The sequence below is a fragment of the Vreelandella sp. 21 genome, from assembly GCF_050995515.1.
GTDB classification, from domain to species: domain Bacteria; phylum Pseudomonadota; class Gammaproteobacteria; order Pseudomonadales; family Halomonadaceae; genus Vreelandella; species Vreelandella alkaliphila.
On sequence record NZ_CP194673.1, the window covers coordinates 2,697,878 to 2,719,685 of the forward strand.

Here is a 21,808-nt window from a genome sequence, read left to right on the forward strand (position 1 = left end):
GTGGTGGTTTAGCTCCGGCGAGATCATCGCTGATCGCTATTTTTCTCGGGCGATAGCACGGAATGCGATATCACGGCGGAATTCAGCACCCTCCCAGTGAATCGCTTTAACCCCCTGGTAAGCTTGCTGTTGAGCAGCAGATACTGTGTTGCCTAATGCGGTTACGCATAGCACTCGCCCGCCTGCGGTTACGATACTGCCGTCAGCAGCCTGAGTAGTGCCTGCATGGAATACTTTGCACTGCGCCTGGCCTGCCTGCTCCAAGCCATGAATGACATCGCCTTTGCGGTAACTGCCGGGATAGCCACCTGCCGCTATCACAACACCCACGGCTGCGCGGGAGTCCCACTCACACTGCTTATCGGCAAGCTCGCCCTTAGCGCCAGCCAAGCAAAGCGCGGCTAAATCTGACGTTAACCGCATCATGATTGGCTGAGTTTCGGGGTCACCAAAACGGCAGTTATATTCGATTACTTTTGGGTTGCCTTCAGCATCAATCATTAGGCCCGCATATAAGAAGCCGGTATATGCATTCCCCTCTTCCGCCATGCCCCGCACGGTGGGAAGTATAACCTGCTCCATGATGCGCTCGTCGATCTCTGGGGTTACCACCGGCGCCGGAGAGTAAGCTCCCATGCCGCCTGTATTGGGGCCGGTATCGCCGTCATAGGCACGCTTATGGTCTTGGCTAGTGGCCATCGGCACCACATTCTCACCATCAACCATGACGATAAAGCTGGCTTCTTCGCCTTCCAGAAATTCTTCGATAACAACGCGCGCACCCGCATCGCCAAATGCATTCGCCTCTAACATATCGCGAATAGCCGCTTCAGCTTCGGCTTCACTCATCGCTACAATGACACCCTTACCCGCCGCCAAGCCATCAGCTTTGATGACAATAGGCGCGCCCATCTCAGCTAAGTAAGCCAAGGCTGGCTCTACCGCTGTAAAGGTTTGATACGCGGCAGAAGGAATCTGGTGGCGTGCCAGAAAATCTTTAGTAAACGACTTAGAGCCTTCCAACTGTGCGGCGCGTTGTGAAGGCCCAAAAATTGTCAGGCCAGCCGCCTGAAAACGATCAACCACCCCTTCAACTAACGGCGCTTCTGGCCCTACGACTGTTAGCGCTACCTGCTCGCGCTGGGCAAACGCCACCAACGCGTCTAAATCTGTTGCTTCAATAGCTACGTTGGTCAATTTAGGCTCAGTGGCAGTACCTGCATTACCTGGTGCTACAAACACCTGTTCGACGTCACTAGACTGCGCTAGTTTCCACGCCAGTGCATGCTCGCGACCACCGCCACCTATCATTAAAACGTTCATTATCATCCTTCTCAAACGGGAGTGCCTAGCTGAGATTAGCTGAAAGCGTAACTACGTTAATCGGCATATTATGCCACAACGACTCAACCAGCGGCGTCAGGAGCTTTTATCCGGCGTATCGTCATCGTCTGTTTGATTAGGCTGATTAAGCGTTTTTTGCCAAAAACGCATATTTTCTTCGGCCAGCTCACGCATGAACTCCATAGGAGAGTGGCGTATTGCTTGTTGCCACTGACTCTGCATCCGCTTTTGTTGCTCCAGCATGAGCTGGGTGCCCTGCTCTAAATAACGTGCTAGAGGTAAAGGCGATGACATATCGTACACACGGATCAATTGAGCCAGCAGGTCATTTGAGAAAACTTCGGCTTCACTATCAGCCTGCTCTTGCTCGATAATGATCGACAGCAAAATGGTCCGCGTCAGGTCTTCACCGCTTTTTGCATCCTCGACGCGGAAGGGTTCTTCTTCAATAATCAAACGCCGCAGATCCTCAAGCGTCACGTAACGACTTTGTTGAGTATCGTACAACCTACGGTTGGCATATTTGCGAATTACGCGCACAGCGCATCTCCTTAAACGCGGTAGAGGCTTTGTCGCCGTTGCTGCTATTGTGCCTGCAACATGCGCCTATGCAAGCCAGCTTAACGGATTAGTACCGTTAGGCGTGTCTTCCTTATGACCAATAGACGACAATCATGAATCTTATTCTGCTTGATCCGAGCGAAGTGAAGGGAGCTTATGCTTACCTTACTGACACACGACGTATCACCCATTTGCGCGAGGTGCACCGCGCTTGTGTAGGGGACTACTACACAGTCGGCCTACAGGGTGGCAAGATGGGGAAAGCGCAGTTAACTGAACTGCTCGATACTCAGGCAACCTTTACGCTGGACAACCTGAATGAGCCTCCCCCGCCGCCCCTACCAGTACACTTAGTATTAGCGCTTCCTCGCCCCAGAATGCTGGCACGTACCTTAGAGCATGTCACGGCTCTTGGCGTAAAAAATATTACACTGCTACACAGTAAACGGGTGGAAAAAAGCTACTGGCAGTCCCCAGAACTCCGTACAGAAAAAATTCATCACCACTTAGTGCTTGGCCTGGAACAAGCGCGAGACACACAGTTGCCTAATGTGACGTTGTGCAAAGGCTTTCGCCCCTTTTTAGAAGAACAACTGTCCGAGCTACTCAAAGATCGACGCGGGCTGGTGGCACACCCTGGCATGCCGAATGCCTGCCCACGAAATATTGATGGAAAAGTACTGCTTTTCGTTGGGCCGGAAGGCGGCTTTATACCATGGGAAGTTGAAAAACTACTTGAGGCAGGCTGCGAGGGCATGCACCTAGGCCCTCGCATCTTACGGGTAGAAACTGCCGTGACCGCGCTTTTATCACGACTTTTTTAATCGCTGATTAGCCCCGTATGCAGCATAACGAGACTGATATGCTCAGAGAGCCCTGATCAGGACTGCTCATCTTCTGGGTCGTGGGGAACATAGGCCGCATCGTCCCCACATTCAGGGTCTTGAAGGAAGGTATCGCGCACATCTAATAAGCCTAGGTGGCTAATTGTGCGACGCCCCAAGAGCAGTGGGTAGATCATCTCTTCACGATCTCGCAGACTAAACTGCTCTTCATATACCGTATTGCCCATGCAAACATCCATTAGCACCACTGGACGTTCATCACGGCCACCTGCGCCACGCACCGCTAACTCTCGATAGAGGGGACGCTCAATTCGATCGCTAAACGTTTCACCGCTTTCCTGATCTTCGAGCTTCAGGCGGAAGCGAACCCACTCCTCCCCGTCTTTCTCGAACATCTCAATATTACGCGCGTCTAACGAAGAGGTTAGCGCGCCACTGTCTAGCTTCGCTTTTACAGCGATACCCCACGGTTCAATTGAGGCATTTTCAACCCAACCAAACACTTTATCTTCTGCTTGGATGGCTGTGCTCACTGACAATGTACTGACCATTACACTGGCAGCCAGCACACCTAAAAAAGTTTTTCCCATTAGCTTTCGTCCTTGGTGAGAAGTTTGCCTAGCGTGAGACATTTGACTCGCTAAAGAGACTCATCGAAACGAAACATTAACGCAGCCGTTCTAACAGCGCCTGAGTGGCAAAACCATCGGGCGTAAGCCCTTGGTCACGCTGAAAAGCACGTAGGCCCTCACGCGTATTAGGCCCCATGATGCCGTCCGCAGTACCCACCGAATATCCAGCACTATTTAGGCGTTGCTGTAGGGTACGCACATCATCACGTGTCAGTGGTGCCTGATCTCTGGGCCAGGACTGGGCTATGCCGTCACGCCCCGCAATAGCATCCGCCAAGGTAGACACGGCTAACGCATAACTAGTTGCGTTGTTATAGCGCAAAATTGCCCGAAAATTAGGCCCTACTAAAAATGCTGGGCCATTTGCTCCTGCTGGGACAATGACCGCAGCGCTATCGAACGCGGGCAGCTCACCACTCAATGCGCGAACGCCTTGTGCTGCCCATTCAGCACTGCTACGACGTTGCGTTTGTGAGTAATCGAAGGAGTCAGGCAAGTTCACTTCAACGCCCCAAGGCTGACCAGCTTGCCACCCTGCCCTCGCAAGGTAGTTAGCCGTAGAAGCCATAACATCAGGAATACTGCCCCAAATGTCTCGGCGGCCGTCATTGTCGCCATCCACGGCATAGGCTTCAAAACTGCTAGGTATAAACTGCGTGTGCCCCATGGCACCAGCCCAAGAGCCTTTCATTTGATCGGCAGCAATATCACCTTGGTCGATAATACGTAACGCAGCTAACAGCTCACCTCGTGCGAAATCACGCCGACGACCGTCGTAGGCAAGTGTTGCCAGTGACTCAAGTGTCGAGAAGTCACCAAAATTACTGCCGTAGTTACTTTCGATACCCCAAATAGCGACGATGACTTCCGCGGGAACACCATAACGCTGCTGCATTTGTTGCGCGGTATCACGGTGAGCCGCAAGCTTCTCTAGACCGTTATTAATCCGTGTGCTGGAAACCGCTGTGTCTAGGTATTGCCAAATGGGACGAACAAACTCTGGCTGATACTGATCAAGCTCAATGACGCGTTCACGATAGCGAAGACCATCGAAAGCAGAGGCAAGGGTTGCCTCACTGATACCCTGCTGAGCAGCATAGCGACGAAAATCAGCCAACCACTGGTTAAAGTTGGCATAGCTAACTTGTTCTGCCGCCTGTGCATCCACCTCGCTCATCAGTTGCTGATTAGCGACTGCATTTGTGCTTAATGCCCCACTGCCTGCTGCGAGTGCAAACGATAAATACAATGCAGGGCGAATACTCACTGAACCTTTAACTTTCAAAGACATAGCATTAATCTCTTGGCAATCCTTGGCGTGCGTCCGATAATGGCTCAGAAATAGCTTAGATACTAGCCCTACCTACCTAGCCGCAGCAAAACAATCAGATGAAACACCACCACGACGCAAGTCAGTACACAACGAAGCTTAAGATACCAACGTGGAAATCCTTCTCGGCCATCACGGCTGATATCATAGCCACCGATTAGAACAAATCCTGCCAGTAATACCCATAGCCCAGTCATGACGTTGAACATTAACGCAGGCCAAGCGATTAAGCTGGGCACCATTGCAATGATCAAACGTCGGGTATTACCTGGGCGAGGCACTTGAAGAGCACTCCCCCAATGAACGCCACCCAAAAAAGACAGAATAACTGCACTGTAATAGCTAAACGCGTATACCGCCGTTACCTGCCATACAGGAGGTGCCCACCAGGCTAGGAGACCTCCAGCAATAAAGGGTACTAAACCCGCAAGGCCTAGAAACCAAGCAACGCGGCGGTCACTACTTATCTCACTCATATTGCACAACCTATCTTTTGGGCTCTATCGTCCGTGTTTGAGTGAAATCTTACTCATCCGTTTCTTGAAGCTCTGTTTTAGCCACTAGCCAACGCTCCCACTCAGCGGGCTCTACGCAAGGTGCATCAAACTTAGAAGACGCTACTCGCCAGGGTTGGTGTCGCTCCATTCCTAACGGAAGCGAATCCAGCTCAGGCAGCCAATAGGCAACGTAAAGCCCGTTTGGATCATAATGCCCTGCTTGCTTCAGCACATTAAAGTAACGGTCTTGGCGGGGATCACGACCAACACCGGCAATATAACGCCAGTTGCCCCAGTTACTCGCCACATCGTAATCAATCAGGCAGCGCTCAAACCACGATGCACCAAGGCGCCAATCGACGTTTAGATCTTTCACTAGAAAACTGGCGACATTTTGGCGTGCTCGATTAGATATCCACCCGGTAACTTTCAGTTCTAGCATGGCAGCGTCTATAAATGGCACGCCGGTTGTAGCGTTGCGCCACGCATCAAATACACTGTTAGCGGGCGGTAACTCTTCATGTCCAAATAATGCCGCACCTTCCAGTTGAGCCGCTCGATGGAAATAATCTCGCCACATTAATTCAAAAATAATCCAATAACTTGATTCACAGCTTCCGTGAACGGCCTCCCAGTTTTTTACTTCTTGGTACGCTTGGCGAGCGGATAAACAACCTCGCGCCAGCCACGGTGAAAAACGTGTGGAAAAATTAGCCCCCAATAAGCCATTGCGGGTTTTCTTGTAAGATTCCGCGCCGTTTTGCCGCCAGAGATACTGTTGTAAACGATCACTAGCCGCCGACTCACCTCCCACAAATACAAAGCCCTGGCGATTATCAGGCTGCCAGACAGCACTCTCTTCGCATACTGCCTTGAGCGGGGGAAACCCTCGGGGAGCAGATTCTGGCCAGGGTGGTAGTGTCACTGGCGCTGGCAAGGGCGCTAAAAACGTACAATGCTTTTCAACACGTCGCCGAAATGCCGAAAAGCTGGGCGGCAACTCATTCAATGCAAAGGGAAGCTCGTCTTCGTCAATTAAATAACCGCTATCAGCACAAAATAACTGACAGGCCGGCGGGAGCTGGTCAGCGACCCGCGCAATATGCTGTGACTCTTCATACCCAGAATGCGCTGCCACACGTACTTCTCTTGCACCAAGCATGGCAGCAGTCTCTAGCACGATGCTGGCAGGATCACCGATGCGGACTAGCAAATCACTGCCACGCTGCAGCAGCTCGCCACGTAACTCCATCAAACTTTGCCATAAAAAGCGTATCCGAGCAGGCCCCAGCCTGGGAGAAGCATCACCCGCAATCGAACTTTCAAACCATCTCTGGTCTAGCACATAGAGACAAAGCATCTGCTCAGGAGGGGAGTCAAAATTCAACAAGGGATTATCAGCTATCCGCAAATTATCCTGAAGCCATACAATATCAGTCGTGCTGCTCATGCATTTGCCTCCTTGGTGCGTTGGACTGCTTAGCTTCGCGACGGCAGCGTTCACTGCAATGGCGCACTTCATCCCAGCAACGCGCCCACTTTTTCCGCCAAGTAAAAGGACGCTGGCATTGCACACAGTATTTTTGCGGTAAATCCTGCTTACGTCGCATACACTCCATCTCGCTGCCTAACACTTACACGGCACGCATCAAAAACATAGACACATTATCCTTCACGGTATAACTATTGTACATAGATAAACATGCGTGTTTTTAACGTCATGTTTTTTCCTGAGCCCCCTTTCCTAATGTTTACCCGATTTTTTTCACGCTTATCTCTGCAACTTTTCCCCAAAGCACTGCAAATAAAAAAAGCCATCCTGGCTGGATGGCTTTTCGAACAGGTACTGGAGCAGCAATTAATAACTATGAAAAAGAGTGTGATACGAGATAAAGCACCGCAAGTCCTGGTCAATCAGGGTCTGTGGCGCGAGGATGCCGTTTGGCATTTTCATGGGTTTCTAGGCCACTTTTAAGCTCATGAGTAAGCGGGTCATAATTGGGTCTCAGCTCATCCTTAACGGTACCGCTCCAGAGGCGCGAGCCAACAAAGTAACCAGCCCTGCCAATCACATGGGCAGCAATCGGTGCCGTTATTAAAATAAACACAATAATCGCGAACGAGCGCGCAACCACACCAACTTCGGCAAAATGCATGGCCGATGCCAGCATAATTAAAATAACGCCAAGCGCTGCAGCCTTAGTGGTCGCGTGCATGCGGGTCAGCAGATCCGGCAGCCGCAACAAACCGATAGCCGCCAGCAACATAAAGCTTGACCCCGTTATCAATAGCGCGCCTTTGATAAATTCAATCATCTCGCGGTCCTCCACGTTCCAGAAAGCGTGCAAACCCAATCGCGGCTAAAAAACCCATCAGAGCGATCACGATTGCCGCATCTAGGAAACTCGCCACACCCGATTGAATAGCATAAACACCCACCAGCCCCACCACGGTAGTGGAAAACAATTCAAGCGCAACAACACGATCAGGTAAACTAGGGCCACGAACGACACGTACGAAAGTAAGTACAAGCGTCAGCCCCATAATTATCTGGCTTATCAGAATAACGGTATCCATTAACGAAATAACTCCAATGCACGGTGCTCCATCTCTTTTAAGTTATTTCGAAGCTCTTCTTCATCATCTAAAAACATCGCGTGAATATAGAGCACCTTTCGATCGTCAGAGACATCAAGGCTCAACGTGCCAGGCGTTAGCGAAATCAGGTTAGCGACGATAGTAATTTCCATTTCCGTGCGCGCCGAGAGAGGCAGCGCAATAACACCGGGCTTCATGTGCCAGGGAGGGGTCAATATATCGAAGGCGACGCGCAGATTTGCCCGCACCAACTCCTTAATAAAAAAACCAATAAAACCAATAATTCGTGGCACACGAGCGGGGTAGCCTTTTAACGCGTCGACTTGAGGTTCGATTAACAGCAACGCAATATAGCCAAAAATCATTCCGACCAGCAGATTAAGTCCGGAAAAATCGCCACTTAGTAGTACCCAGGCTAACCCGAGCAGAAGGTTCCAAATCGCACCAGTCATGGGGCACCCTCCGCACGGTCACCTATAATCTCCGCCTGCAACTCACCCCGGTCAAGCAGCGCATCTTCAGCACTAGCAGAGACTCCCAGCACAGCTTCAATATAACCTGATGGGGACATTAGCTGATCACCAATAAGCATCATCACCTGCATGATAGCTTCTGCGAAAACACCGATTAACAACGACATCATGGCCAGCACAGCGACGGGTGTATACATCATCCACAGGCTTGGTTTTAGTAATCGACCATCATCACCGACGGAGGTTTGTGAGGCGGGCACTTTATTTTCTTCTGGCAACGCTTTCCAAAACACGTCATTCCAAATTTTCACCATGGAATAAAGTGTCATGAGCCCTACTGCCAACGCAAAACCTGTTGCTACATACGCCCCCGCCTCCAGGCCAGCACGAACCAGCACAAACTTGGCAAAGAAACCTGATAGTGGAGGAATGCCCGCCAGCGAAAATGCTGAGATAAAAAACGCCACGGCTAACCAAGGGCGTTCTCGGTAAAGCCCACCCATCTTCTTAAGCTGATAAGTGCCTTGCAAACGGTGGGTAATACCGCTGATTAGGAACAGGTTCGTTTTAACAATAATGTTATGCACGATAGCAAATACACCGCCTGCAATCGCCAGCGGTGTATACAGCGCCAAACCAAGGATCATGTAGCCAATCTGGCTCACAATGTGAAATGAGAGGATCCGTCGGAACTCATACTGAGCGGCAGCGCCAAGCACGCCTGTAACCATCGTCAACACAGCGCCCCAAAGCATAATGTCCTGCAGATACCCCATCGTTTGGTCAAAAATAAGAGTGAACACGCGGAACAACGAATACACCCCCACCTTTGTCAGCAGACCAGCAAACAACGCCGATACCGCTACTGGCGGCGTGTGATAAGAAGCAGGCAGCCAGAAAAAGAGCGGAAAAGCGGCTGCTTTAATACCAAAAGCTACCATAAACATAACGGCAAGCACTTCGACCATTCCGCTGTGCTCAGCCTCGTCCATACGCAGCGCAATGTCGGCCATGTTTAGCGTGCCTACCGTGCCATACAATAGCCCCACAGCCGTTAAAAAAATCACCGAAGCCAACAGGTTCAACGTGACGTATTTAATTGCGCCTTCCATCTGCGCCCGTTCACCGCCCAGAATCAATAGCGCAAACGAAGCAACCAGCATAACCTCAAACCAAACATATAAATTGAAGATATCACCGGTTAAAAAGGCCCCTGCCACACCTGCTAACAACAAATGCATCAGCGGGTAATAGCCAAATTTTTCATGCCCCCGCCCTGTGGTGGCCAGCGAATAAATCCCCATTGCCAAACCAATGATCCCCGTCATTAAAATCATAACGGCACTCAACATATCGGCAATGAGCGTAATCCCAAACGGAGCTGGCCAGCTGCCCATCTGCATAGTGATGTAACCATCAGCTAGCACGGCGACAAACAGCCATACACTCACCAGTAGCAGCGCGACATTACCTGCTACCGCAATGAAACGTTGAACGGGTCGAGAACGCCAAAAAAGTAATGAAAGTGCGCCAGAAAGCAGTGGCAATAGGACGGGCAGTGCAACTTCAGGCCTCACGTGTCGGTATCCTTCATTTTGTCCAGATCATCTGCTTTTACAATTTCGTAGGCGCGGCGAATTAACACAACAGCAAATGCCAGCACCCCAAATGCAATGACAATCGCCGTCAATACAACAGCTTGAGGCAGCGGGTCGGCTACTTCACCTAACGGCTGTAGCATACCTTCCGGTATTAATGGTGGGGCGCCGCGCGTCATGCCTGCGGTAGTGAAAATCAGCAAATTAGCAGCGTTCGACAGCAGCAGTAGACCAATCACCAATTTCACAATAGAGCGACGTAACATCATAAAGATTGCGGCAGCGTAGAGTAGCCCAATTGCTAGTGCCATTAGCGGTTCCATACGGAGCCTCCTGATGCATTAGGGTTCATCCTTATCCACCTCCATCAGCGCCATCACCATGCCCATCACCGAGCCAAGAACGGCAAAGTACACCCCTACATCGAAAATGAGCGGTGTAGATGCTTTAAAATCGATCACGGGGATAGTCCACCACTGAGCGGTTAAAAACGGCTGGCCCATGAACCAAGCAGGCACCACCGAAATCATCCCCAACAATAGCCCTGCCCCAATTAAGTCGCGTGGGTCGACCATACGCAGCACCTCTTTGGTGGCACTGACACCAAAGGCAAACAGATAGAGAGTGAAAGCCCCTGCTGCTACTAGCCCAGCAATAAATCCACCACCGGGCTCATCGTGCCCACGCAGCAATAGGAAAATTGAAAACATCAGTTGTAGCGGCATCAAAAACCGCGCCGCAGTGTTGAGAATAATGGTGCCGGATTTAACCATCGTACGGCTCCTTAACACTGGCTTTCTCGCCGTTTTCGCCTTCTACTGATTTGCTTTCATTTTCGCCGTGGCGCAGTTTAAGCATGGCGATAACCCCTATAGCGGCAAGTGCAAGCACAAACATCTCGCCTAACGTGTCGAGTGCTCGATAGTCCACCAAAATGACGTTAACGATGTTGCGACCATAAGCCAGGGGCGCACTGTTCTCTACCATGTACATTGAAATAGGCTCAAACTGATTAATACTCCAAGCGGTCATAATCAGTAGAAAAATCAATATTCCCATCATTGCGGCCACTGCGCCGTCACGAATACGCTCCAAGGTTGTGGAAAGGTTTGAAAAACGCGGCAGCCTGAAGAGCACTAAGACCAACAAGATAACGGTCATGGTCTCAACCAACAGTTGGGTAATGCCTAAATCAGGTGCACTAAAGAGAATAAAAATCAGCGCAATCGAGAACCCCATAATGCCGACCGATACCACAGCACCAAGGCGTGAACGAGAAATAGTGGCAAACAAAGCCCCCATCACCATGGTGCCAGCGACAATTACCTCATGGAACCGCACGTCCAGCGTCAGCGCCAGTTGAGGCGCATGGCGCACAAGTATTGAGTTGCCAATCAAGGCAATCAGCACCACCAGCATGACGAGAATATAGTTGCGCATATAGCCGTTTTGCAGCAGGCGTGTTTGCCATTCAGAAAAGCGCACAATACCGTTCATTAAACCTTCGTAACCCGCTTCGGGGCCATGCCGCATCGCTGGTGCCAGCATTGCCAGCTTGCTACGCACACCATCCCAGCGCTTAAACAGTAAAAAGCCTAGCCCAAGACTGGCAATCGACATGATCAGCGCCATATTGATGCCATACCAAAGCGATAATGACACTTGCAGCGGCTCACCTACCACCGCTGTCGCCGCTGACGTAAGCAGCGCATCAGCACCAAGCATGGCTGGCGCCAGCCCTAACACAAGTGAACCAAGCGCCAATACAGCGGGCCCAATCAACATACTAAAAGGCGCTTCATGGGGTGTTTTGGGTGTTTCAATTTGCCGACCATAGAAGGGGCGGAAGGCGATAATGGCAGCCACTGCAATCGTCAAAATAGCGGCCAGGAAAGCAAACAGGACTAACAACATATCGAAGCGCTCCGCCCCCAGCGCTGCCTCTAGCATTAGCTCTTTACCAATGAAGCCAAATAGCGGTGGCACGCCTGCCAACGACAGTGCCGCGACAAAAGCAATCACCGCAGTGATTGGCATGGCAGACCTCAAGCCGCCCATTGCGGTGACATCTTTGGTGCCTGTCTCATGGTCCAGAATACCGGCGACCATAAACAGTGCCCCTTTGTACATTGAGTGGGCAAGCAAGAACGTTACAAATGCCGTCATGGCGTACTCAGAACCAATGCCCAGCAACATAGTTAGCGTGCCAAGCGCCATAATGGTGGAATAAGCCAACAGCTTTTTAATATTGGTGTGATGAATCGCTAAGAAGGCGCCTGTCAGCATGGTAATCGCACCGACGACCGACAGTATTCCGATCCATAGCGCTGTGCCACCCAATTCAGGGTGTAAGCGCGCCAGCAAGTAAATACCCGCTTTGACCATGGTGGCCGAGTGGAGGTATGCCGACACTGGCGTTGGCGCCGCCATGGCGCTGGGTAACCAAAAATGAAAAGGAAACTGGGCTGATTTTGTGAATGCCCCCAGCAGCAAGCAAATGAGCATCGGGGTATAAAGCGAATGTTCACGCAGATCGCTTTCCATTTGGCCAATCTCATAAAACGACCAGCTTCCGCTTGCCCCCCCTAACAGCACCAGACCTGCCATCAGCGCCAAACCACCGGCAACCGTTACAAAAAGCCCCTGACGTGCGGATTTTCTTGCCTCCATATCGGTATGGTTAAAGCCAATCAGCAAATAAGAGGTGATGCTGGTAAGTTCCCAGAATACGAAAAGCGTAAGCAATCCATCGGCAAGCACTAGCCCCAACATAGAGGCCATAAACGCAACAAGCGCTAAATGAAAGCGTGCAATATCCGTATGGCCTTTGAGATAACCACCAGCATAGATCAACACGAAAGTGCCGATAACGGTAATCAACAGCCCAAATAACAGTGACAGCCCATCAAGCAGGAAGCTCAGGCTAATGCCTAAGGATGGCACCCAAGACCACTCCAACAGAAGTGACCCTTCACTCATAACAATAGGTGCCTGACTGAACAGCCAGATAGCCATTAAGGCAGGAAACAGCGCCAGTACGAGGCTCGTCCGTTCTCCAAACCAGCGGTTGAGCATAGGCGACGACGCTGCCAGCACAAAGCCCATTAATACAGCGAATTGCATCCGGTGGTTTCTCCCTATAAGAACGTGTCAGTTAACCCCAAGGCAGTAGCAAGACCAAAACGGCCCTAAGCGTTGAATAAATGTGATTATTAATGCACAAACCTTATACCAAGGTTGATTACGTTTCTATAAAACTAGTCACCCATAAAAAAAGCCGCCTTAGTTGAGCACTTTTGGGGTGCAGTTCACTTTGGCGGCTTTTGACAAAACGCGCTATTAAGAAGCGGACAGCCACCCCGCCAACTCGTTGTTAACAACCGCTAGCAGGGCATCAATGTGATCGTCTCGATCATTCAGGCAAGGAATATAACTAAACGTCTCCCCTCCTGCTTCCATAAAGCTATCGTGAATCTCTTCTTTGATCTCTTCCAGCGTTTCAACACAATCGGAAGAGAAAGCAGGCGACATAATCGCAATATGCTTGTGCCCTTGCTTGGCAAGTTCAGCCACATGATCGACGGTTTGCGGGCCAACCCACTTTTCTGGGCCAAACTGAGACTGAAAGGCGGTGTCTACTTCCTCTTTGCTTAGCCCCAGTTTTTCACGCATCAAGCGCGTCGTTTTCTGACATTGGCAATGGTAGGGGTCACCTTCTAATAAGTAACGTTCGGGGACACCGTGGTAGCTTGCTACCAGTTTCGTCGGACGCGTTTCAAAACCTTCATAAGCTTCCTGAACTGAATTCGCCAGCGCCTGAATATAGGCGGGATGCTCAAAATAAGCGGGCACCGTACGAATATAGGGCTGCCATTTCATTTTCATCAACGTACGAAATGCCTGATCATTTGCCGTTGCGGTCGTAGGCGAGCCGTACTGGGGATAAAGCGGGAAGAAAACAATCCGCTCACACCCCTTCTCTTTCATGCGGTTGAGAACACTTTCAGTCGACGGATTGCCATAGCGCATACAGAAATCAACTTCGACGCTATCGCCGTAGAGCGCTTTCAAACGTGCAGCCATTTTTTCAGTTTGGGCACGCGTCGTCGTTAACAACGGACTCTCGTTCTTCTCGTTGTTCCAAATACTTTTATAAGCGTTACCAGAAGAAAAAGGACGTTTGGTCAAAATAATTAGTTGTAAAAGCGGCTGCCACTTCCAATTAGCGTAATCAACAACACGCTTATCGGACAAAAACTCACTAAGGTAGCGCCGCATAGACCAATAGTCGGTTGCGTCCGGGGTGCCCAAGTTAGCCAACACCACGCCGACTTTTGCAGGGGGAACGGCAGGATGATCACTTGGCGCATGGACCAAGCGCCCTTCTCCCGGCTGATCTTTCACAACGCTATCGACCATGTCGCTAACTCCTCGGATACTTTAAATAGTTGGCAAAATCTTAACACTTTTCGGCAAAGTTGCGGCATAAAGTTATACTATCAACATTATTTGTATAACTGCAGGCCAACTCATGTCGAAGCCTTTACTGTTAGTCCTTGGTGATCAGCTTTCGCTTTCATTGGCAACCCTGCGCAATGCGCCAACTGACGCAGTCATCGCTCTTTGCGAGGTCGCCAAAGAAGCGCGCTATGTGCCTCACCATATACATAAAGTCGGCTTGTTTATGGCCGCCATGCGGCACTTTGCTCAAGCGCTGCGCGATAAAGGCTACAACGTTCACTACAGCCGCATTGTTGATGCTGACAATACCCAGTCACTCATCACGGAAGCTGAACGTATTGCCACTCAGTACGGTTGCCATGAAGTGCGTGTAGCAAGACCTGGTGAATGGCGACTTTGGGATGCCATGCAACAGCGCCAAGCAGCCGCCCTACCCTGGAAAGTGATCGAAGATGATCGCTTTTTCAGCTCGCCTGATGACTTTGCCAACTGGGCTAAAGGACGTAAACAGCTGCGTCTGGAGTATTTCTATCGGGAGCAGCGCAAACGAACTGGGCTACTGATGGAGGGCGATACACCTGCTGGAGGAAAATGGAACTTTGATCACGACAACCGTGAGCCGATTCAAGCAACGCTCAGCTTTCCATCGCCTCCCACCCATCGCCAAGATGCACTGACCCAGGAAGCGCTCAATGATGCCAAGCAGCATTTTAGCGAACACATGGGATCCCTGGATAACTTCAACCTCCCCGTCACCCGCCGACAGGCGCTGGTGGATTTAAACCACTTCCTTGACCATGGGTTGGCCGACTTTGGGCGCTACCAAGATGCGATTAGCGATAAAGAACCGTTCCTTTTTCACTCCAGACTATCGGCGGCGCTCAATATCGGCCTGCTTACACCTCATGAAGTCTGTGAAGCCGCTGAGCAGCGCTACCTAACAGGTCATGCGCCTATCAATGCAGTCGAAGGATTCATTCGTCAAATACTGGGTTGGCGAGAGTATGTTCGAGGGCTTTATTGGACACAAATGCCGACTTACAAGCGAGAGAATCGACTTGGCTTTGAGCGAGAATTACCAGCATTTTACTGGGATGGCAATACCGATATGCGCTGTTTACAGCGCGCCATTCAAATGACCATCGATAACAGCTACGCCCACCATATTCAGCGTTTGATGGTAACCGGCAACTTTGCCCTACTGTGCGGTGTTAAGCCTGAAGCACTCTGTGACTGGTATCTAGCGGTGTATGCCGATGCCTGCGAATGGGTAGAGCTGCCCAACACCTTAGGCATGGTACTGCACGCTGACGGCGGCTTAATGGGCTCCAAACCTTACTGCGCTTCAGGTAAATATATCGACAAAATGTCTGACCACTGCCAGCACTGCCGCTACTCTCCAAAACAGGTAACAGGCCCAAAGGCGTGTCCGTTTAACAGCCTTTACTGGCATTTTCTGGAAACCAACGCTGAACAGCTGAACCGCAATCCGCGCATGAAGTTGATCTATGGCTCACTCTCTCGCATGAAAGACGAAAAGCGTGACGCGATGCGTCAGCAGGCTGAACAGTTTCTTGCTTCACTACCCACCAGTCCAGGCTACGGCCAGACCTCCCACACACAAGGCTATCTATCAAAGGGCACTCAATGAGCCGTTTCTCTACGCTTCACGCAACGTCACCTGTCACGCTATATCACGATGGTCACTGCCCTTTTTGCCGCGTGGAAGTCGCCTGGCTTGCAAAGCATCGCCATCAAGAACGTGTCACGCTAGTGGATATTCAGAGCAGTGATTTCAATGCAGCCGATGTAGGACGCAGATTTGACGACATGATGGGGCTGCTGCATGTTAAAGATAGCCAAGGAAATTGGTATATCGGGATGGATGCCAGCCGGGCCCTCTATGCGGTACTGGGCTACCGGTGGCTAGTATGGCTTTCTTGCTTACCAGGCCTGCGAGGAGTAATGGATGCAGGCTATCGTTTTTTTGCCCGTCGCCGTGTACGGCTAGGGCGATGGTGGGAGAAGCGTCACGCAAACAAGTGAGGACGCCATAGGATGTTGCAATGCTTGTAGTGTTAAAACACTAGCGGCATACGTGATGTTAACGGCGAACTGTAATGAGCATCGCGTCCAATCACTTCATCCTGGGGTACATGCTGCACTAAGTAAGCACGGTGAATCCCAGCACGCTTTAGCTCAAGATAAACATCATCTAGCGAGCGAAACAGCATTGGCTTACCGCGCTGGGTCAACATATGCCGCTCGCCCTCTACATCTTCAAGCTCTAGTTGATAAAAGCGGCTGCCCGAATGCGTGATAACGCGTATTTCAAAATTATCGTGACCCGCAACAAATTGCTTCAGTTCTTTAAGTTCCATGGTTCCCTCCTGTGATTGTTCATCATCATGGGGCACAGCATGACGATACCCCATGACAATTTTATTACCTTGGCACTAACTGCCTATGACGGCAACATCACAAAAGAGTTCCTGACCAAAACGTCAACTTATTCGTCGAATTATTGATACTCAGAGGGGTCGATTGCTTTACCTAACGAGTTGCGATCAATCCAGTTACCGCCTTTAGTTTCCTTGTAACGGAAAACTACTTTATCGCCTACCGTTACCGGTAGTTCTGAATCTTCAGTTTGGTAGCTATATTTTTCCCCTTCCACTACCAGGAAGTAACGGTAGAGGTCAGGCATTCCCAACCACTCTTTAAATGGCCCTTCTCGCTCTAGTGACTGCAGTTCCCCACGGCCTTCCAGCTTAGGAAGACGCTTACGGTTACCACGTCTAAAACCACCTGCCATTTGCTACTCCTGTCTATCTGCTTGGTCGGGGAGGAGCATTATACGTTCTCCCCCCTAACGCTCAAGTTAATCACCGAACGCTTCGCCATAGCTATCGGGCGCAAGGTCTTCGAAGCGTGTGTATTTACCAATAAAGGCCATATGTACCGTACCGATAGGCCCGTTACGCTGTTTACCAATAATCAGCTCGGCAATCCCTTGGTTGTCAGGATTGTCAGGGTTATACACCTCATCTCGGTAAACAAACGCAATGACGTCGGCATCCTGCTCAATCGCGCCGGATTCACGCAGATCCGACATGACAGGACGCTTGTTGGGGCGCTGCTCCAACGAACGGTTAAGCTGTGAAAGTGCTACAACAGGGCATTGAAACTCTTTTGCCAGCCCTTTTAGCGAGCGGGAAATCTCCGATATCTCACCGGTACGGTTTTCAGAGAAGCCAGGAATCTGCATTAGCTGCAGATAGTCAATCATGATCAGCGCCATATTGCCGTGCTCCCGCACCACTCTACGCAGGCGTGAGCGCATTTCATTAGGCGAAAGCGCCGCAGTATCATCAATAAATAACTGCTTGTCTTTGAGCAGGTTGACCGCTGATGTCAGCCGCGGCCAATCTTCATCTTCCAACTGCCCCGAACGCACACGGGTTTGATCAATCCGACCCAACGAAGAGAGCATACGCAGCATCAGAGATTCCGCGGGCATCTCCATGGAGAACACCATCACCGGCTTATCGCTAGCAATAACCGCATGCTCCACCAAATTCATGGCAAAAGTGGTTTTACCCATTGACGGGCGGCCCGCGATAATCACCAAATCTGAGGGCTGTAAGCCTGAAGTCATTTCATCGAGGTCACGAAACCCCGAGGAGAGACCTGTCATTTCACCCTTTAGGTTGAACAGCTCATCAATGCGATCAACGGCTTTGGTTAGCAGTTCACTCATGCCGATAGGACCGCCCGTTTTCGGCCGCTCTTCGGCAATCTGAAAGACTAGTCGCTCAGCTTCGTTAAGCAGCTCATCAGCAGGACGGCCCTGCGGGGAAAACGCCCCGTCAGCAATTTGATTGGCCGCACGGATTAATTTGCGCAGCGTTGCCCGCTCGCGAACGATATCCGCATAAGCACGAATATTACTGGCAGAAGGCGTGTTGCGGGCCAGCTCAGCTAAGAATGCCAAACCACCCACCGTATCCAACTGATCACGCGCTTCTAATGCCTCTGACAGCGTTATAACGTCAAGCGGCTGCCCGGATTCGGCCAAATGAATCATCACATTGAATACCAAGCGATGCTCATAGCGGTAAAAATCATCCGCCACCAACCGTTCCGAAACATTGTCCCAGGCTTGGTTATCCAACATTAGCCCACCTAGCACCGACTGCTCCGCCTCAAGAGAGTGCGGCGGCAGCTTTATCGCTGCCGTTTCCTGATCAGCAGAAGGCTGGTCCTGCATAGTGAGCTCCTTAATCATAAAGCGTAGCCAATAACGATGACTATCTTAGCGGGACAATCTCAAACCCACCATAAGCGACCTATCTCCGCCAAGCGACGTTCAAAAAAATTCGACCCACACCTCAAACGTTTTTGACCGCGCTTAGAACGGTTTAGATTAAAAAGACAAAGGGCGCGGGAAGACCCGCGCCCTTTGAGGCGTCAGCGTTGGCGAGAGCGTTTACTCTGCGACAACAACCACGCGAACAACAGCATCTACTTCTGCATGCAGGTGTAGAGCGATGTCGTATTCGCCAGTTTGGCGAATCGGACCTTGCGGCATACGTACTTCGCTCTTGGCAACTTCGATGCCAGCAGAGGAAATAGCGTCGGCCAAGTCACGAGGACCGATAGAACCGAACAGTTTGCCTTCATCGCCTGCTTTAGAAACCAACGACAATTCGATGTCGTTAAGCTGCTCAGCACGCGCTTCAGCTTCTGCTTTACGCTCAGCGGCTTGGGCTTCAAGCTCAGCACGCTGGGCTTTGAATGCTTCAACGTTATCTTTGGTTGCCGGCACGGCTAGGCCGTAAGGAACCAAATAGTTACGACCATAACCGGGCTTTACAGTGACTTTGTCACCCAGGCCGCCCAGCTTACCAATGTTGTCGAGCAGAATGACTTCCATCTCGTAAACCTCTTGTCAGTTGCTGCGGGCAAGGCGTGCGCGAACGTTCGCGAATGTATCAATCAGCCCCAACAGCAGCACAATGAGAATCGTGGGCCAGGTCGTGATCAGTAGCACATAAAATGCCACCAGCCACAGCCCGTTCATCCCCTTTATTCCAATAAACCCATGCACTAGCGCAATGCCAGCTACCAGCAGTGGAATCCAACCAAGCATTGCCAGAGCGTGCGCTCCCAACACCATACCCCCCACACCAAGCACGACTAAAACAGCCAGCTCTTTGGGCGATAGGCGCAGTGCGTGAAACTCTTCGCGGAAGCCGCCTGGGTTATAAAGCCCAGCTTGCCAGCTTCGCGCCAAAGCCAAACACGCAATAGCGGCCAACAATACCACCAAGCCTGTTACACCACCGATCACCATAGCGGCGAGCGTGGGTGCATCAATACCTTGGTTAGCAAACTCTGTCAGCATGCGATCAATCTCAGTAGAGCTTGCTCGCAGTTGCTCCAGCATCAACTCTGTTCCACCTGGCGGTATAAAGATGCCGAGTTGAACCATAACCGCTGCCGCCAATGCGCCAACGATTAACGCTTCACTCCAACGCATCCTCTCACGCAGGATAACCGCCATCAGCGTTACTAGCAGTACGCTAGCAAGTGGAATGACGTCACCTTGAGACCACCAGAAACCCGCAGGTAGTGCAGCAGCGATAATTACCGGAAGCGCAGGTGCAAAACCTTTGCGTAAGGTAACTAGCGCGGCGATGGCTGCCCCTAACCAGAACAGCCAAGGCACTAGCGTCGCTAACGCCGCCCCGCCAATGGCATAGGGCGTGCTCCGCATGAGCCATCTCGCCAGTGCCAGCATCACGTTAAACGCTTACTGATGGCTATCGGAGTAGGGCAGCAGTGCCAGGTAACGCGAACGCTTGATAGCAGTCGCCAACTGACGCTGATAGCGTGCTTTGGTGCCGGTGATACGGCTCGGAACGATCTTGCCGGTTTCGGTGATGTAAGCCTTCAGCGTGTCGAGATCTTTGTAGTCGATCTGCTTGACGCCTTCAGCAGTGAAGCGGCAAAACTTACGGCGACGGAAAAAACGTGCCATGGACTAGCTCCTTAAAACGTGCGGTGGATGAAATTAGGCAGTTTCTTCTTCAGCTTCTTCTGCGCGCGGTTTATCTTCGCGACGCGGACGCTTTTCTTCTGCCGGCTTCATCATCGGAGAAGCTTCGGTGATCGCTTCTTTACAGCGAACAACCAAGCTGCGGATGATGGCATCGTTGAAACGGAAGATGTTCTCGATTTCTTCGAGAGTCTCGCCGGTGCACTCAACGTTCATCAGCACGTAGTGGGCTTTGTGGATCTTGTTGATCGGGTAAGCCAGGTGACGACGGCCCCAATCTTCCAAGCGATGCACAGTGCCACCGTTTTCGGTAACAATGCTGGTGTAGCGCTCGACCATAGCCGGCACTTGCTCGCTCTGATCCGGGTGGACCATAAACACGATTTCATAATGACGCATGGAATCTCCTTGCGGTTTGACAGCTTCCGGTGTGTATTGACACAGCTGTATCAATGACGACAGGGAAGCAAGGAGTTAACTGAAATGCCCGTTGCTCACCGCGAACGATGTCATTTGGGGCATCAAGCAGAACTGTTTTTCGTATTAACTGTTAACCAATACGAGCGCCCGCTTAAAGTTAAACGGGCGAAAGCATTCTAGTGGGCTAGTGCTTAACTTGCAAGCTGCCTCTGCCGAACAGCTTCAAACAAACAAATGCCTGTCGCGACCGATACGTTCAGGCTAGACACCTGTCCGGCCATAGGCAACTTTGCCAAATTATCGCAGGCTTCCCTGGTTAACCGGCGCATGCCCTTCCCTTCAGCGCCCATCACTAATGCAGTCGGGCCAGTCATATCAATCTCAAACAGGCTAGCCTCAGCTTCACCAGCAGTACCAGTAATCCATACACCGGCATCTTTTAGCTTAGCCAATGTACGCGATAGGTTAGTAACCTGATAAACAGGCACCACCTCGGCTGCGCCGCAAGCCACTTTCCGCACCGTCGCGTTCAGCGGCGCGGCTTTATCCTTAGCCACAATCACACCGTGGGCACCGGCGGCATCCGCGCTGCGCAGGCACGCACCAAAGTTATGGACATCGGTAACACCATCCAGCACTAACAATAGCGGCGGTGCAGACGCTTGCCATGCGCGTAGCTTCAACCACAACGACTCTTCCCCTTCGGGAACCAGCGGCGGGCAAAATGCCACAACCCCTTGGTGGGCTGCACCCTGCGTAAGCTGATCCAGCAAGTCGCGAGACTGCTCTTTAATCCGCGCACCACGAGCCTGAGCGCTCGCAACCACTTCCTTCAAGCGGTTACCCGCTCCTTGCTGCACCCACAACTCAAGGGGCGTTTCGCCCCGTTCCAGCAGACTTTCCAGGGCGTGAACGCCATACACTTGGTCTAGCCCATCCGGAGTACGAACAGCCGGACGCGAGCTACGTCGAGACGACGATTTCATGC

The 21,808-nt window shown here is 51.2% G+C and carries 26 protein-coding genes; 3 read left to right on the forward strand and 23 right to left on the reverse strand.

The genetic code is table 11. The annotated features are described in order from the left end of the window. Positions 1-36: 36 nt before the first annotated feature. Together purD and phaR are read right to left on the reverse strand one after the other, a co-directional pair. Complete coding sequence (gene purD / locus ACN06F_RS12420; RefSeq protein WP_089039368.1) at positions 37-1,323, reverse strand: phosphoribosylamine--glycine ligase; 1,287 nt, start codon at positions 1,321-1,323, stop codon at positions 37-39. Positions 1,324-1,419: 96 nt separating this feature from the next. After that, positions 1,420-1,884 (reverse strand): polyhydroxyalkanoate synthesis repressor PhaR, encoded by a 465-nt coding sequence (gene phaR / locus ACN06F_RS12425; protein WP_038476915.1) that lies wholly within the window; start codon positions 1,882-1,884, stop codon positions 1,420-1,422. A gap of 134 nt (positions 1,885-2,018) precedes the next feature. Here phaR and ACN06F_RS12430 point away from each other — a divergent pair, with 134 nt between their 5' ends. Then, positions 2,019-2,729, forward strand: a complete 711-nt coding sequence (locus tag ACN06F_RS12430; protein ID WP_038476918.1) for a 16S rRNA (uracil(1498)-N(3))-methyltransferase — start codon at positions 2,019-2,021, stop codon at positions 2,727-2,729. Between the two features lie 56 nt (positions 2,730-2,785). Here the strand turns inward: ACN06F_RS12430 and ACN06F_RS12435 are convergent, their stop codons facing one another. The 13 genes from ACN06F_RS12435 to hemH form a co-directional block, all read right to left on the reverse strand. Then, the gene (locus ACN06F_RS12435) at positions 2,786-3,340 is read right to left on the reverse strand and encodes an ATP-dependent zinc protease family protein (protein WP_038476921.1); all 555 of its coding nucleotides are present in this window, start codon (positions 3,338-3,340) and stop codon (positions 2,786-2,788) included. A 76-nt stretch (positions 3,341-3,416) separates the two neighbouring features. Further along, positions 3,417-4,673: a lytic murein transglycosylase gene (locus tag ACN06F_RS12440; protein ID WP_038476924.1), complete on the reverse strand. Its 1,257-nt coding sequence runs from the start codon at positions 4,671-4,673 to the stop codon at positions 3,417-3,419. A 68-nt stretch (positions 4,674-4,741) separates the two neighbouring features. Continuing rightward, on the reverse strand, positions 4,742-5,188 hold the full coding sequence (locus ACN06F_RS12445) for a DUF3429 domain-containing protein (protein ID WP_038476927.1): 447 nt from the start codon (positions 5,186-5,188) through the stop codon (positions 4,742-4,744). Between the two features lie 49 nt (positions 5,189-5,237). Beyond that, complete coding sequence (locus ACN06F_RS12450) at positions 5,238-6,659, reverse strand: DASH family cryptochrome (RefSeq protein ID WP_433924011.1); 1,422 nt, start codon at positions 6,657-6,659, stop codon at positions 5,238-5,240. Beyond that, positions 6,643-6,828: a DUF2256 domain-containing protein gene (locus tag ACN06F_RS12455; protein ID WP_084183572.1), complete on the reverse strand. Its 186-nt coding sequence runs from the start codon at positions 6,826-6,828 to the stop codon at positions 6,643-6,645. The genes ACN06F_RS12450 and ACN06F_RS12455 overlap by 17 nt, the downstream gene beginning before the upstream one ends. A gap of 291 nt (positions 6,829-7,119) precedes the next feature. Continuing rightward, positions 7,120-7,524 (reverse strand): monovalent cation/H(+) antiporter subunit G, encoded by a 405-nt coding sequence (gene mnhG, locus ACN06F_RS12460; protein ID WP_038476932.1) that lies wholly within the window; start codon positions 7,522-7,524, stop codon positions 7,120-7,122. Next, positions 7,517-7,786, reverse strand: a complete 270-nt coding sequence (locus tag ACN06F_RS12465) for a monovalent cation/H+ antiporter complex subunit F (RefSeq protein ID WP_120386609.1) — start codon at positions 7,784-7,786, stop codon at positions 7,517-7,519. The genes mnhG and ACN06F_RS12465 overlap by 8 nt, the downstream gene beginning before the upstream one ends. After that, positions 7,786-8,259, reverse strand: coding sequence for a Na+/H+ antiporter subunit E (locus tag ACN06F_RS12470; RefSeq protein WP_038476938.1), 474 nt, complete (start codon positions 8,257-8,259; stop codon positions 7,786-7,788). The genes ACN06F_RS12465 and ACN06F_RS12470 overlap by 1 nt, the downstream gene beginning before the upstream one ends. Further along, the gene (locus tag ACN06F_RS12475) at positions 8,256-9,857 is read right to left on the reverse strand and encodes a Na+/H+ antiporter subunit D (RefSeq protein WP_433924012.1); all 1,602 of its coding nucleotides are present in this window, start codon (positions 9,855-9,857) and stop codon (positions 8,256-8,258) included. The genes ACN06F_RS12470 and ACN06F_RS12475 overlap by 4 nt, the downstream gene beginning before the upstream one ends. Further along, positions 9,854-10,201 (reverse strand): Na+/H+ antiporter subunit C, encoded by a 348-nt coding sequence (locus ACN06F_RS12480; RefSeq protein ID WP_009721692.1) that lies wholly within the window; start codon positions 10,199-10,201, stop codon positions 9,854-9,856. The genes ACN06F_RS12475 and ACN06F_RS12480 overlap by 4 nt, the downstream gene beginning before the upstream one ends. A gap of 18 nt (positions 10,202-10,219) precedes the next feature. Then, on the reverse strand, positions 10,220-10,651 hold the full coding sequence (locus ACN06F_RS12485) for a Na+/H+ antiporter subunit B (protein ID WP_038476947.1): 432 nt from the start codon (positions 10,649-10,651) through the stop codon (positions 10,220-10,222). Further along, on the reverse strand, positions 10,644-13,001 hold the full coding sequence (locus ACN06F_RS12490; protein WP_038476950.1) for a putative monovalent cation/H+ antiporter subunit A: 2,358 nt from the start codon (positions 12,999-13,001) through the stop codon (positions 10,644-10,646). The genes ACN06F_RS12485 and ACN06F_RS12490 overlap by 8 nt, the downstream gene beginning before the upstream one ends. A 216-nt stretch (positions 13,002-13,217) precedes the next feature. Further along, positions 13,218-14,297, reverse strand: coding sequence for a ferrochelatase (gene hemH, locus ACN06F_RS12495; RefSeq protein ID WP_038476953.1), 1,080 nt, complete (start codon positions 14,295-14,297; stop codon positions 13,218-13,220). A gap of 112 nt (positions 14,298-14,409) precedes the next feature. On the opposite strand from hemH, the gene ACN06F_RS12500 reads away from it, so the two are divergent. Both ACN06F_RS12500 and ACN06F_RS12505 read left to right on the forward strand, forming a co-directional pair. Next, positions 14,410-15,990: a cryptochrome/photolyase family protein gene (locus ACN06F_RS12500; protein WP_433924013.1), complete on the forward strand. Its 1,581-nt coding sequence runs from the start codon at positions 14,410-14,412 to the stop codon at positions 15,988-15,990. Continuing rightward, positions 15,987-16,385, forward strand: coding sequence for a thiol-disulfide oxidoreductase DCC family protein (locus ACN06F_RS12505; protein ID WP_038476959.1), 399 nt, complete (start codon positions 15,987-15,989; stop codon positions 16,383-16,385). The genes ACN06F_RS12500 and ACN06F_RS12505 overlap by 4 nt, the downstream gene beginning before the upstream one ends. A gap of 32 nt (positions 16,386-16,417) precedes the next feature. On the opposite strand, the gene ACN06F_RS12510 is transcribed toward ACN06F_RS12505, so the two are convergent. The 8 genes from ACN06F_RS12510 to rlmB form a co-directional block, all read right to left on the reverse strand. Then, positions 16,418-16,720, reverse strand: a complete 303-nt coding sequence (locus ACN06F_RS12510) for a DUF6482 family protein (RefSeq protein ID WP_038476962.1) — start codon at positions 16,718-16,720, stop codon at positions 16,418-16,420. A 140-nt stretch (positions 16,721-16,860) separates the two neighbouring features. Next, the gene (locus ACN06F_RS12515) at positions 16,861-17,154 is read right to left on the reverse strand and encodes a hypothetical protein (RefSeq protein ID WP_009721685.1); all 294 of its coding nucleotides are present in this window, start codon (positions 17,152-17,154) and stop codon (positions 16,861-16,863) included. A 66-nt stretch (positions 17,155-17,220) separates the two neighbouring features. Continuing rightward, positions 17,221-18,609 carry a replicative DNA helicase gene (gene dnaB, locus ACN06F_RS12520; protein ID WP_009721684.1) on the reverse strand — a complete coding sequence of 463 codons (1,389 nt, stop codon included), beginning with the start codon at positions 18,607-18,609 and terminating at the stop codon, positions 17,221-17,223. 219 nt (positions 18,610-18,828) lie between these two features. Beyond that, a complete protein-coding gene (gene rplI / locus ACN06F_RS12525) occupies positions 18,829-19,275 on the reverse strand; it encodes a 50S ribosomal protein L9 (RefSeq protein ID WP_038476968.1) in 447 nt (148 codons plus the stop codon). Positions 19,276-19,290: 15 nt separating this feature from the next. Further along, the gene (locus ACN06F_RS12530; protein ID WP_089039381.1) at positions 19,291-20,142 is read right to left on the reverse strand and encodes a hypothetical protein; all 852 of its coding nucleotides are present in this window, start codon (positions 20,140-20,142) and stop codon (positions 19,291-19,293) included. A gap of 12 nt (positions 20,143-20,154) precedes the next feature. Next, positions 20,155-20,382: a 30S ribosomal protein S18 gene (gene rpsR / locus ACN06F_RS12535; RefSeq protein WP_009097135.1), complete on the reverse strand. Its 228-nt coding sequence runs from the start codon at positions 20,380-20,382 to the stop codon at positions 20,155-20,157. Positions 20,383-20,415: 33 nt separating this feature from the next. After that, a complete protein-coding gene (gene rpsF, locus ACN06F_RS12540; RefSeq protein ID WP_009721681.1) occupies positions 20,416-20,799 on the reverse strand; it encodes a 30S ribosomal protein S6 in 384 nt (127 codons plus the stop codon). 212 nt (positions 20,800-21,011) lie between these two features. Further along, positions 21,012-21,806, reverse strand: coding sequence for a 23S rRNA (guanosine(2251)-2'-O)-methyltransferase RlmB (gene rlmB / locus ACN06F_RS12545; RefSeq protein ID WP_089039382.1), 795 nt, complete (start codon positions 21,804-21,806; stop codon positions 21,012-21,014). Positions 21,807-21,808: the final 2 nt, after the last annotated feature.